Source organism: Thauera linaloolentis 47Lol = DSM 12138, assembly GCF_000310205.1.
Lineage (GTDB): Bacteria > Pseudomonadota > Gammaproteobacteria > Burkholderiales > Rhodocyclaceae > Thauera > Thauera linaloolentis.
Genome location: NZ_AMXE01000006.1, coordinates 86,234 through 98,619, shown reverse-complemented (window position 1 = coordinate 98,619; position 12,386 = coordinate 86,234). Strand labels below are relative to the sequence as shown.

General features: G+C 65.3%; 11 protein-coding genes and 3 tRNA genes. 12 read left to right on the top strand and 2 right to left on the bottom strand.

All coding sequences use genetic code 11. From position 1 onward, the window contains the following. A partial coding sequence (locus C666_RS03570) for a pseudouridine synthase (protein ID WP_004333862.1) occupies positions 1-632 on the bottom strand: 632 nt, incomplete at its 3' end. A 125-nt stretch (positions 633-757) separates the two neighbouring features. Between C666_RS03570 and C666_RS03565 the strand changes: the two genes are divergently transcribed. Beyond that, positions 758-1,039: a FecR/PupR family sigma factor regulator gene (locus C666_RS03565; RefSeq protein WP_004333860.1), complete on the top strand. Its 282-nt coding sequence runs from the start codon at positions 758-760 to the stop codon at positions 1,037-1,039. On the opposite strand, the gene C666_RS03560 is transcribed toward C666_RS03565, so the two are convergent. Then, entirely contained in the window at positions 1,020-2,120 is a 1,101-nt protein-coding gene (locus C666_RS03560) for an aromatic ring-hydroxylating oxygenase subunit alpha (RefSeq protein WP_004333857.1), read from the bottom strand. The genes C666_RS03565 and C666_RS03560 overlap by 20 nt on opposite strands. 124 nt (positions 2,121-2,244) lie before the next feature. Here C666_RS03560 and C666_RS03555 point away from each other — a divergent pair, with 124 nt between their 5' ends. The 11 genes from C666_RS03555 to C666_RS03505 all read left to right on the top strand — a co-directional run bounded on the left by C666_RS03555 (position 2,245) and on the right by C666_RS03505 (position 12,381). After that, a complete protein-coding gene (locus C666_RS03555; RefSeq protein ID WP_004333854.1) occupies positions 2,245-2,481 on the top strand; it encodes an exodeoxyribonuclease VII small subunit in 237 nt (78 codons plus the stop codon). Then, positions 2,478-3,377 (top strand): polyprenyl synthetase family protein, encoded by a 900-nt coding sequence (locus C666_RS03550; protein WP_004333852.1) that lies wholly within the window; start codon positions 2,478-2,480, stop codon positions 3,375-3,377. The genes C666_RS03555 and C666_RS03550 overlap by 4 nt, the downstream gene beginning before the upstream one ends. Positions 3,378-3,434: 57 nt before the next feature. After that, the gene (gene dxs / locus C666_RS03545; RefSeq protein WP_004333849.1) at positions 3,435-5,297 is read left to right on the top strand and encodes a 1-deoxy-D-xylulose-5-phosphate synthase; all 1,863 of its coding nucleotides are present in this window, start codon (positions 3,435-3,437) and stop codon (positions 5,295-5,297) included. A 100-nt stretch (positions 5,298-5,397) separates the two neighbouring features. After that, positions 5,398-6,204, top strand: a complete 807-nt coding sequence (gene folE2, locus C666_RS03540) for a GTP cyclohydrolase FolE2 (protein ID WP_004333845.1) — start codon at positions 5,398-5,400, stop codon at positions 6,202-6,204. 170 nt (positions 6,205-6,374) lie between these two features. After that, the gene (locus C666_RS03535) at positions 6,375-6,731 is read left to right on the top strand and encodes a carboxymuconolactone decarboxylase family protein (RefSeq protein WP_004333842.1); all 357 of its coding nucleotides are present in this window, start codon (positions 6,375-6,377) and stop codon (positions 6,729-6,731) included. Positions 6,732-6,790: 59 nt separating this feature from the next. Then, positions 6,791-6,880 (top strand) — tRNA-Ser (locus tag C666_RS03530). A 64-nt stretch (positions 6,881-6,944) separates the two neighbouring features. After that, positions 6,945-7,021 (top strand) — tRNA-Arg (locus C666_RS03525). Between the two features lie 43 nt (positions 7,022-7,064). Then, a tRNA-Arg gene (locus C666_RS03520) sits at positions 7,065-7,141 on the top strand. An 87-nt stretch (positions 7,142-7,228) separates the two neighbouring features. Next, entirely contained in the window at positions 7,229-8,284 is a 1,056-nt protein-coding gene (locus C666_RS03515; protein ID WP_004333839.1) for a DnaJ C-terminal domain-containing protein, read from the top strand. Positions 8,285-8,440: 156 nt separating this feature from the next. Next, positions 8,441-11,032, top strand: coding sequence for a bifunctional lysylphosphatidylglycerol flippase/synthetase MprF (gene mprF / locus C666_RS03510; protein ID WP_004333837.1), 2,592 nt, complete (start codon positions 8,441-8,443; stop codon positions 11,030-11,032). Further along, the gene (locus tag C666_RS03505) at positions 11,029-12,381 is read left to right on the top strand and encodes a virulence factor family protein (RefSeq protein ID WP_004333834.1); all 1,353 of its coding nucleotides are present in this window, start codon (positions 11,029-11,031) and stop codon (positions 12,379-12,381) included. The genes mprF and C666_RS03505 overlap by 4 nt, the downstream gene beginning before the upstream one ends. The last annotated feature ends 5 nt before the right edge of the window (positions 12,382-12,386 follow it).

Below are 12,386 nucleotides of genomic sequence, written 5' to 3'. Positions count from 1 at the left end.
CCCTGCGCCGACGCCCTCGGGAGGCCCCGCGCAGGCGGCTTGCCGCCCGGCACCCGTGCCGCCTGGCGGGCCGCCGATGCCGGCAGCTCCGGCGGAGGCGCGTCGCGCCACTGCCCCGGCAGCAGACCTTCGAGCCCCCACGGCCCGATCGCGATGCGAACCAGGCGCAGGGTCGGAAAGCCGATCCTGGCCGTCATGCGCCGCACCTGCCGGTTTTTGCCCTCGCGCAGCACGATCTCCAGCCACGACGTGGGCACCGTCTTGCGAAACCGCACCGGCGGATCGCGCGGCCACAGCCATTCCGGCTCCGCCACCCGGCGTGCATCACAGGGCTGCGTGCGGAAGTCGCCCAAATCCAGCCCGGCGCGCAGCGGCGCCAGCGCCGCGTCGTCCGCTTCGCCCTCGACCTGCACCAGATAGGTCTTGGGCAGCTTGTGGCGCGGATCGGCGATGTGATGCTGCAAGGCCCCGTCATCGGTCAGCAGCAACAGGCCCTCGCTGTCCGCATCGAGCCGGCCCGCGGCATAGACGCCAGGCACGGGCATGCAATCCTTCAAGGTCGCGTGCCCGGACTCGGCAGTAAACTGGCACAGCACGCCATAGGGCTTGTTGAGGAGGATCAGGCGGGACATGGGCGGGATGATACCTGTCGACCCGGACACCACGCGATCCGTGTCCAGGTGTCCGGGCTCGGCGGCCGGCGCCTCATGGGCGACGCGCCTCCGGAGAGGCTGTCGCGCGGCAACGGGAGGGCCTGGTGAACACGCCTGCCCGACGGCTCGACCCCATCGCCGAACGCGCCATCGACTGGCTGGTGCGGCTCGACTCCGGCAGTGCCACCGCCGAAGAGCGCAGCGCCTTCGAAGCCTGGCTGGATGCGGACCCGCGCCACAACAACACCTGGCAGGCGATTTCCGGCCTGCTCCACCCGCCCATCGCCGCCCTCCGCGAAGACGACCACCGGGACGATGCGGTCGGTGGCGTACAGTTCGGCCAGGCTGGCGCCGCGCCAAGGGGGTTCAGAGCTGCGGCTCCATGATCCGGCGGTAGAACTCGTGGAAGTGCTGCATGCCGTCCTCGTACGGCGACTGGTAGGGGCCGACTTCGTTGCGCCCTTCCTTCATCAGCGCAAGGCGGCCGCGGTCCATGCGTTCGGCGATGTCGTCGTCCTCGATGGCGGTTTCCATGTAGGCGGCCTGTTCGGCTTCGACGAATTCGCGTTCGAACTCGACGATGTCTTCCGGGTAGTAGAACTCGACGACATTGGTCGTGCGGTTCACATCGGTCGGGATCAGGGTGCTGACGACCAGCACGTGCGGATACCACTCCACCATGATGTTGGGGTAGTAGGTAAGCCAGATGGCGCCGTGCTCGGGTTTTTTCTCGCCATAGTAGTCGAGCACCGCCTTGTGCCACTTGGCATAGGCGGACGAGCCCGGCTTGGCGAGCGAGGTGATGCCGACCTGCTGCACCGAATACCAGTCGCCGAACTGCCAGGAGAGGTCGTCACAGGTGACGAAGCTGCCCAGCCCCGGATGGAAGGGCACGACGTGGTAGTCCTCGAGATAGACCTCGATGAAGGTCTTCCAGTTGTAGTTGCACTGATGCATCTCGACGCGATCGAGCTTGTAGCCGGAGAAGTCCAGGGCCGGGGCGACCTTCATGCCGGCAAGATCGGCATTGGCCGAGCGCGGCCCCTTGAACAGCAGGCCGTGCCAGTTTTCCAGTGCATCGCGCCTGAGCCCGAGACAGGGTTTTTCGGCGAAATGCGGCGCGCCGATCAGTTCGCCCTGCTGGTTGTAGGTCCAGCGGTGTACCGGGCACACGACGTGCTCGGTGCTGCCACTGCCCTGCAACATGATTGCCTGACGATGGCGACAGACGTTGGACATCTGGTGGATGCCGGCGCCGGTGCGGAACAGGAGCTTGGAATGGTCGAGCCATTCGAGGGAGCGGTAGTTGCCGACTTCGGGCACCATCAGCTCGTGGCCGACGTACCCCGGGCCGGCATCGAAGAGGAGTTTCTTCTCCAGTTCGAAAATCTTTTCGTCGAAGTACCACGATACAGGCAGTTGCGAAACGGCCTGGGCCAGTTGAGCCTTGGAAGCGATGTCGGTCATCCCCGAACCTCCCTTGCGGACAAGAAATCCGGAAAAATAAACGGGTTAGTGTAAGCCAGCCTCTGTTTGACCGCCAGACCTGCGATCGGTTATTTTCCCGTTTTTGCCGCGCGAATATTCATCCATGCCAAAGTCGGCGACCGCCCCCAAATCCTTCGAAGCCGCCGTTTCCGAGCTGGAAGCCATCGTGCAGGAAATGGAATCCGGCACGCTCCCGCTCGAGGACGCGCTCGCACGCTATCAGCGCGGTGTCGGCCTGCTTCGCTACTGCCAGGGAACACTGGCCGACGCCGAACAACGCGTGAAGGTCCTGGAAGGCGAGGAGCTCGTCGACTTTGCCGATGGAGGAAAGGCGCAATGAGCAACAGGCCATCGTTCAAGGACTGGATGGGGCAAATCCAGCAGCGCACCGAAAGTGCGCTCGAAGCCCTCCTGCCGGACCCAGGACGCGCCCCGCAGCGCCTGCACCAAGCGATGCGCTACGCGGTGCTGGGCGGCGGCAAGCGCGTGCGCCCGCTGTTGGCACACGCCGCGGGGGAACTGAGCGGCGCCCCGGCCGAACGCGTGGACCGCGTGTCCTGCGCCGTCGAGCTGATCCACGCCTATTCGCTGGTCCATGACGACATGCCGTGCATGGATGACGACGTGCTGCGCCGTGGCAAGCCCACCGTCCATGTCGAATACGATCAGCCCACCGCCCTGCTGGTCGGCGACGCCCTGCAGACCCTGGCCTTCCAGGCGCTGACGGACGCGCCGGCGGCCGACGATGCCGCCACCCAATTGAAGATGGTCGGCATGCTCGCCTGTGCTTCGGGCTCGCGCGGCATGGCCGGCGGCCAGGCCATCGACCTCGCCTCGGTCGGCGTGCAGTTGAGCCGCGAAGAGCTGGAGTTCATGCACATCCACAAGACCGGCGCCCTCATCCGCGCTTCCATCCTGCTTGGCGCGCGCGCCGGGCGCTCGCTGGATGCGGGCGAACTGCAGCGTCTGGACCACTATGCCAAGGTGGTCGGACTGATGTTCCAGGTCGTGGATGACATCCTCGACGCCGAGGCTGACACCGCCACGCTGGGCAAGACCGCGGGCAAGGATGCCGACAACGACAAGCCGACCTACGTCAGCCTGCTCGGATTGAACGAGGCCAGACGCCTCGCCGACGAGATGCTGGCTGACGCTCGTGCGACACTATCGCCCTTCGGCACCGCAGCCGGACGCCTCGAATCCCTGGCCGACTACATCGTGCATCGCGCTTTCTAGGCCCGCGCCCGCACGACTCGACGCCCACGACAATAACGACTCAGCACCGGACCGCACATGTCCTACCCGACCCTGGAACGCATCAGCACTCCCGCCGACCTGCGCGCGCTCGACCGCCGCGAACTGGGCATCGTTGCCGACGAACTGCGCGCCTTCCTGATCGAATCCGTCTCCAGGACAGGCGGCCACCTGTCGTCGAACCTCGGCACCGTCGAGCTGACCATTGCCCTGCACAGCGTATTCAATACCCCCCACGACCGCATCGTGTGGGACGTCGGCCACCAGACCTACGGCCATAAAGTGCTGACCGGCCGCCGCGAAGCCATGGCGGGCCTGCGCCTCTGGGGCGGGATTTCCGGCTTCCCGCGGCGCTGCGAAAGCGAATACGACACCTTCGGCACCGCGCATTCATCGACCTCGATCTCGGCCGCGCTGGGCATGGCCGTCGCCGCCCGCAACAGAAAGGAAAGCCGCCACTCCATCGCCGTGATCGGCGACGGCGCGATGTCGGCCGGCATGGCTTTCGAGGCCCTCAACAACGCCGGCGACATCGAGGACATCAACCTGCTGGTGATCCTCAACGACAACGAAATGTCGATCTCGCCGCCGGTCGGCGCGCTGACCAAGATCCTCGCCCGCATGCTGTCGGGTTCGACCTACAACACCGCCCGCCGCGTCGGCGAGAAGGTGCTGGGCATGGCACCGCCGGTCGCCGAACTCGCGCGCAAGGTCGAGGAATACGCGAAGGGGATGATCAGCCCCGGCACCCTGTTCGAGGAATTCGGCTTCCATTACTACGGCCCGATCGACGGCCATGATCTGGATGCGCTGATCCCCACGCTGCAGAACCTGAAGAAGCTCAAGGGCCCGCAGTTCCTGCACGTGATCACGAAGAAGGGCCAGGGTTACAAGCTCGCCGAAGCCGACCCCATCCTGTATCACGGGGTCTCGAAGTTCGACCACACCGCGGGCATCCAGGCCAACAAGGGCGGCGGCAAGCCGACCTACACCCAGGTGTTCGGCGACTGGCTGTGCGACATGGCCGCGGCCGATCCGCGCATCGTCGGCATCACCCCGGCAATGCGCGAAGGCTCGGGCCTAGTGCGCTTCGCACAGGAGTACCCCGAACGCTACTTCGACGTCGGCATCGCCGAACAGCACGCCGTGACCTTTGCCGCCGGCTTGGCCTGTGAAGGTTTGGTGCCGGTCGTGGCGATCTACTCCACCTTCCTGCAGCGTGCCTACGACCAACTGATCCACGATGTCGCGCTGCAGAACCTGCAGGTCGTGTTCGCGATCGACCGCGGCGGCCTGGTCGGCGCCGATGGCGCGACCCACCATGGCGCCTACGACCTCTCCTACCTCGCCTGCATCCCCAACATGGTGGTCATGGCCCCGGCGGACGAGAACGAATGCCGCCAGATGCTCTACACCGCCACGCAATACCCCGGCCCCACCGCCGTGCGCTATCCGCGCGGCAGCGGCAGCGGCGCGGTGTTGTCCGGCGCGCCCATGAGCGCACTGCCCATCGGCAAGGCCGAAATACGCCGCCAGGGCAGGCGCATCGCCCTGCTCGCCTATGGCAGCATGGTCGATGTCGTCCGACGCGTTGGCGACACACTCGACGCCACCGTGGTCAACATGCGCTTCATCAAACCCATCGACGAAACGCTGCTGGCAGAACTCGCCACGAGCCACGAACTGCTGGTGACGATCGAGGAGAACGCCGTCATCGGCGGCGCCGGCGCCGAGGTTGCGCGTTTCATCGACACGCAGCCGCGCCGCCCTCGCATGCTGCGCCTCGGCCTGCCCGACCGCTTCATCGACCACGGCGACCAGGCCAAGCTGCTGGCCTCCGTTGGCCTGGACGAGGCAGGCATCCTCGCCAGCATCAAGGCAATCGATCAGGCCGATAGTTGAGCATTTTTGTCGGGAAAGCTAAGATGGCAGGCCTGTTGCAACTGGGTTGCATGTCACATGCGAACGGCCTCCGTTCCGCAGCCTTTCCTGAGAGTCGCTCATGAACACCCCCATCGACGCTTTCATGCCGGACGTCCAGAGCAGCGCGGACACCCGGCAGATCGCGATCAACAAGGTCGGCATCAAGTCGATCCGCCATCCCGTCAAGGTCAGCGACAAGGCGGGCGGTATCCAGCATACCGTCGCGAGCTTCAACATGTACGTCGGGCTGCCCCACAACTTCAAGGGCACCCACATGTCGCGTTTCATCGAAATCCTGAACTCGAACGAGCGCGACATCTCGGTCGAATCCTTCGAGCCGATGCTGCGCATGATGGTCGAGCGCCTCGAAGCGGAAACCGGCCACGTCGAGATGAGCTTCCCGTACTTCATCAACAAGGCTGCGCCCGTGTCGTGCGTGAACAGCCTGCTCGACTATGAAGTGAGCTTCGTCGGCGAAATCCGCGAAGGCGGCCGCTACGAATTCACGATGAAGATCGTGGTGCCGGTCACCAGCCTGTGCCCCTGCTCGAAGAAAATCTCGGACTATGGCGCGCACAACCAGCGCTCGCACATCACCGTCACCGCCGTGCTCAACGACCACCTGTGGATCGAGGACATGGTGCAACTGGTCGAAAGCCAGGCCTCGTGTGAAATCTTCGGCCTGCTCAAGCGCCCAGACGAGAAATGGGTCACCGAGCGTGCCTACGACAACCCCAAGTTCGTCGAAGACCTGGTGCGCGACGTGGCCAGCCTGCTCAATGCCGAAGCGCGGGTCGACGCCTACGTGGTCGAATCAGAGAATTTCGAGTCGATCCACAACCACTCGGCTTACGCGCTGATCGAGTGCGACAAGCGTTCAGGCTGAGCCCCCTCTCCGTTCCAGTCAAGCGGCGGCCTGCACTTTGTGCGGCCGCCGTTTCCGTTCACCGGCGGAGCGGCTGCAGCGCACGCTCTTCGAGGATGGCAATAGCAGGAATCATCGATTTCGTATTAACATTAGAATTCTCTTAAATTCTTAAACACGGAGCTGCTGCAATGTCCAAGTCCTTCGTCCAGATCACCACCGACGTCTCCAAGGCGCTCGCCACCTTGCGCAAGGAAGCGCCGGAAACGATGCAGGGCTTCAATGCGATGGCCAAAGGCGCGCTGCAGGACGGGGCACTGGGCGAACTGCAGAAGGAACTCATCGCCCTTGCGATCGCCGTCACTCAGCGCTGCGACGCCTGCGTCGGCTTCCACGTCAAGGCGCTGCTCCGCCTCGGCGCCACCCGCGAGCAAATGATGGAAACCCTGGCGGTGTGTACCTACATGGGCGGCGGGCCGGCGCTGATGTACGCAGCGGAAGCCGTCCGCGCCTGGGAAGAGATGTCCCCCAAGGCCGCGACCGCCTAAAAAATTCGGCCATGGCGTTTACTTGTCCGGAAAACGCCCTATAATGCCGACCTTCGAGCGGAGAGGTGGCAGAGTGGTCGAATGTACCTGACTCGAAATCAGGCGTAGGTGCAAGCCTACCGTGGGTTCGAATCCCACCCTCTCCGCCAAGAAAGCAGTTGAAGAAGTGTGGATAGCAGTTATAATCCCGCTCCTTCGCAGTGCAGTAAAAAAGCGCCCGTAGCTCATCTGGATAGAGTACCTGGCTACGAACCAGGGGGTAGGAGGTTCGAATCCTTCCGGGCGCGCCAGATTTCCGGCCTTTCGATGACGGGCCATAAACGTTTCGAGATTGCGCCCGTAGCTCATCTGGATAGAGTACCTGGCTACGAACCAGGGGGTAGGAGGTTCGAATCCTTCCGGGCGCGCCAGATCCACGCAAAAGGCCCAGTCTCCGGACTGGGCCTTTTGCGTCTTGGCCCTCTTCCCGCGCCCTCACCTGCCGACGAATGCCAACCATGCGCAAAGCCTACGAACTGCTCGGTCTGGCGCCGGGCGTCACCCCGGCCGACATCAAGCGCGCATTCCGCCGGCTGGCAATGCACTGGCATCCCGACCGCAACCCGGCCCCCGCCGCGGCCGAGCACTTCAGGGCGCTGCGCCAGGCGCACGACCGCCTGCTCACTGCATGCGCGTCCCCGGACGCAGGCACGACGGCGGAGACCATGCAAGAAGATGGACACGCGGACGGCCCGGCATCCGCTCACGATGGACCCCCGCCTCCCGGAGACGATGCAGGACCGCGCGGAGCAGACCGCTTCATGGAGCTCGATCTGAGCTTCGAAGAAGCGTTCCGTGGCGGCTCGAAACAGATCTGCCTGCATCAGCCGGCCGCCTGTACGCATTGCACAGGCACCGGCGAGACGCGGCTGGCCGTTACCCGGTTGTGCGAACCCTGCCGCGGCTCGGGGCGGATTCGCAGCAACAAGGGTCTGCAACGCTGTACGGCCTGCGAGGGTCGAGGCTACCGCAACACCGAACCGTGCCGGGCCTGTGAAGGCAGCGGCCGGCAGACGCAGGAACGCTGGCTGGCGGTAAGCCTGCCGGCCGGCCTCAGCAATGGCGACAGTCTGCGCCTGGCCGGCGAAGGCGAGCCCCACCCGGAATACGCCGACCGGCCGGGAGACCTCCACCTCCGCATCCGCCTGATTCCGCATCCCTTGTATACACGCAGCGGGCGCGACCTGCTGATGCAGCGCCCGATCAGCGCGCTGCGTCTGTTGATCGGTGGAACGGTGCGAATCCCGCATCCTGGCGGCTGCCGCGACCTGACGCTCGATGCCGGCAGCGCCTCCTCACGCCGGGTAATCCTCGAGGGCGAGGGCTTTCCCGCACGCCCTGGCCGTGCTGCCGGCAAGCTGGTGATCGATTTCGTACCCCTGATGATGACGCAGGCAGACGACGGACTACGCGTGCACCTCGAAGCCCTGGAAGCGGAACTCCAGCGCCGGCTGTCACATTGCCTGCCCGAACTCGACGCCTGGGAAGCACAGTGGCTGCGCGACGTGCAATGAGCGCTCGCCCTCCTCAGCTCCCACGCTGAGGCGACACCGGGGCAAAGCGACATCTTGCCGAGCCATGCCGGACCGAACTCGGCTATATTGCTCCCCCAGCGCGCTCACAGACGCTGCCTGTATGGCACCCCATCGGTTTTCGCTCCCCGGAGCGAGGTGATCTTGAAGGTCGACAAACCCCATACCCAGGCCGGCCGCCTCACCGACTGGGTTCAACGTTTACGCCCAGTGGCGATTCCCGCCCTGGCCGTCGCCATTCTCATCCTTGCTTGGACGGCAATCAGCCATCTCGCGAGCGAGGTTTCCTACGCCGACGTGGAAGCCGCACTGGCGGCAACGCCGGCAGGTGCGCTGGCAATCGCCCTGGCGTGCGCAGGCCTCAGCTTCGCCGCTTTGGTGGTCTACGATCTGGGCGCGCTGGATTTCATCGGCCGGAAAGTACCGCGCGGCGCCGTCGCACTGACATCGTTTTGCGCCTACGCCGTCGGTAACACGGTAGGTTTCGGCCCCCTGACCGCGGGCGCCATCCGCTACCGCTTCTACACGCCTTATGGCCTGGAACCGGACCAGGTCGCCCGTGTGGTCGCATTCGTCACCGTCGCCTTCGGCCTCGGGCTTGCCGGCACGACTGCCCTCGGCCTGCTCATCGCCGCCGGCGAGTTGAGCATGCTGCCGCTCCCGGCCTTGACGCTCCAGATACTGGGCGCTGGCGTGCTCGCATTCCTGGCAGGGCTTTGCATCACCGCCGGACGGGGACGGACCTTTCGCATGTTCCGCCTCACCCTGCGGTTGCCCTCGGGGCGCCGCATGCTGCATCAGTTCGTCGCCACCCTCGTCGATATCGGCGCATCGGCCAGCGTACTGTGGATACTGCTGCCACCGGACAGCATCGCCCTGCCGGCCTTCATCGCCATCTATGCCGTCGCCGTGGGCTTGGGCGTGATCAGCCACGTACCGGCGGGCCTGGGGGTGTTCGAAACGGTGATCGTGTCCACCTTGAGCAGCCATCTTCCGATCGACAGGATTCTCGCCGCCCTGGTCCTGTACCGCGTGATCTACCACCTCGTGCCGCTGGTGCTGGCCGTGCTCCTGATCACCGGGCTGGAGCTGCGCAAAGCGGCAAGAACACCGTTGATGGATGCACTGCTGAAAAGCGGGCACCGTCTGGCGCCGCCCATGATCGGCGGGTTCACCCTGGTGCTCGGCGCCCTACTCGTCTTTTCCGGAGTCACTCCCGCCGGCAGCCATGCGCTCGAAGCGCTCGGCGCCAAGATCCCCCTGCCCGTGCTGGAAAGCGCACACTTCCTTGGCAGCGTCCTCGGTATGGCCTTGCTGGTCGTCGCGCGCGGACTGGTCTACCGCCTGGACGGCGCCTGGTGGCTCGCCGTCATCATCGTGCCGATATCCGCCGTGCTGGCCCTGTTCAAGGCCCTGGCCATAGGAGAGGTCCTGCTGCTGGCGACCTTGTTCCTGGCCCTGCTGGCTTCGCGGCGGGCCTTTTCGCGGCATGCTTCCTTGCTGCATCAAGCCATGACGCCGGGCTGGCTGGCAGCCATGGCCGTCCTGCTCGTGACGGCGGCCGCATTGCTGCTGTTCATGTACAAGGATGTGAACTACACCCATGCGCTGTGGTGGCAGTTCGAGTTCTCCAGCGAAGCACCCCGCAGCCTGCGCGCCCTCGTCGGCATCGTGCTGGTGGCGGGTTTCGTCGCTTGGTGGTCGCTGATACGGCCGGTGAACACCCCGTCGGCACTACCGGACGGCAATGAGCTCGAACATGCCTTGAGAATCGCATCCGCCCAAGCACGGGCGGACGCCGGGCTGGTGGCCATGGGAGACAAGTACCTGCTGTTCTCTGCCGACGGGCGCGCCTTCATCATGTACGGCCGCCAGGGACGCTCCTGGGTTGCCTTGTCCGACCCCATCGGTCCGCGCGAATGCTGGCCCGAACTGGTCTGGCGCTTTGCCGAGATGGCCCGGCATGCCGGGGGACGGGCCGTGTTCTACCAGGTCGCCCCGGAATCGCTCGGCCTCTATGCAGATGCGGGCCTGATGGCCTTCAAGCTCGGCGAGGAAGCGCGTGTTCATCTGCCGTCCTTCGACCTCAAGGGCGGCAAGCGGGCCAATCTGCGCCAGGCGCTGAACCGCGCCGAGCGGGAGAGCCTGCGGTTCGAGATCGTGGCACCGGATGCGCTGTCGGACTGCATGGACGAACTCGCCGCCGTCTCCGACGCCTGGATGGCACATCACAAGGTACGCGAGAAACGCTTCTCGCTGGGCGCATTCGACCCGGCCTATGTTCGTCGGCAGCCGGTTGCGGTCCTGCGCCGGGAAGGCCGGATCATCGCTTTCGCCAGCTTGTTGCTCACCGGCCTGAAGGAAGAAGCCAGCATCGACCTGATGCGCTTCGCACCCGATGCGCCAAACGGCACCATGGAAGTCCTGCTCCTGCGCCTTCTGATGTACTTCCAGGACACGGGCTACAAGTGCTTTTCACTCGGCATGGCGCCCTTGTCGGGACTGTCCCCAAGCACCGCGGCACCCATCTGGCACCGCGTCGGGCGAGCGGTGTTCGAGCATGGCGAACGCTTCTACAACTTCAGCGGCCTGCGGGCCTTCAAGGCCAAGTTTCAGCCGGACTGGCAAGCGCGCTACCTGGCAGTGGCCGGCGGCATCAATCCGATGCTGGCGCTGGCCGACATCACCGTGCTCATCAGCGGCGGCCTGAAAGGAGTGATCGGGAAATGAAGCTGAAACACTGGCTGGCGGCCTGTACGATCCTGTGCGGCGCGCTGTCCTCCGCCTGCACGAACACTCATGCGGCCGAGAACGGCCCGACGATAGGAGAGCCGGAGATCATCCTGCCAGCGGCGCCGCCCACCGCTGCAGTGGTCTGGTTCTCGGGCGCCGAAGGCTGGGGCAGCACGGAGCGCTCCGCCGCCGGCACCCTCTCCAAGCAAGGAATCGCAGTGATCGGCATCGACCTGCCAGGCACGCTGGTACGCATGGCGGCACGCCGCGAGGATTGCGTGATCCTGATCGGCGAAATCGAAGCCATCAGCCATCGGATACAGCGCCAGGCAAACGCCGACGCTTACCATTTCCCGGTGCTTGCAGGGATTGGCGCCGGAGGAAGCCTGGCGCTTGGCATCGCGCGCCAGGCGGCTGCGGCGACGATTTCCCGCGTCGTTGCCATCGACCCGCTGCCCACCCTGCCTACCGGCAAGGCACTGTGCGGCATGGACGGCCAGAAGGCCGGCGAGGCCCCTCCGCAGCCGCCATCTCCCCAGCCCTTCAGTACCGTGGTCCTCACCACCGGCGAGGCCAGCCAGGCCACCCGGGACTACGTTGCGGGGCTCCGCACCCGCGAGGGTCTCGAAATCGCCGACAGCGGCCAGGCCTCCATGGACACGCTGCTATCGAAGTTGAGGGACAGGCGACACCCAGCCGAGGAGGACGTGCTTGCCGACCTGCCCCTGATCGAGCTGCCGGCAAGACAACCCGATGGAACACTCGCCATCCTGTATTCGGGCGACGGCGGCTGGCGGGATCTCGACAAGGATGTCGCCGCGCTGCTGCAGCGCGAGGGTCTGCCAGTGGTCGGCGTGGACGTGTTGCGCTACTTCTGGACGCGGCGCGCTCCGGAACAGGCCGCGCATGACCTGGCTCGCATCATCGACGCCTATGGCCGTAAATGGCAGGCGCAGCACATCGTGCTGATCGGTTACTCCTTCGGCGCCGACGTTCTCCCCGCGATCTACAACCGCCTTCCCGCACACGCAAAAGCGCGCGTTGCACAAATCTCGCTGCTCGGTTTTGCCGATAGCGCGGCTTTCGAGGTCAGCGTCTCGGGCTGGCTCGGACGCCCGCATGCAGACGCCGCACCCACCCTGCCGGAAGCTGCCCGCATCGCCCCCGGCCTCCTGCAATGCTTCTACGGCACGGAAGACGAAACAGCTGCCTGCACACGATTGAGCGCGGGCGCGGAGATCGTGCGCACAACCGGAGGCCACCATTTCGACGGTGACTACGAAGCGCTGGCTCACCGGATACTATCCGGAGCGCGGCAGAGATCAAGCAGCGCCGTGGCGCGATGAACCGA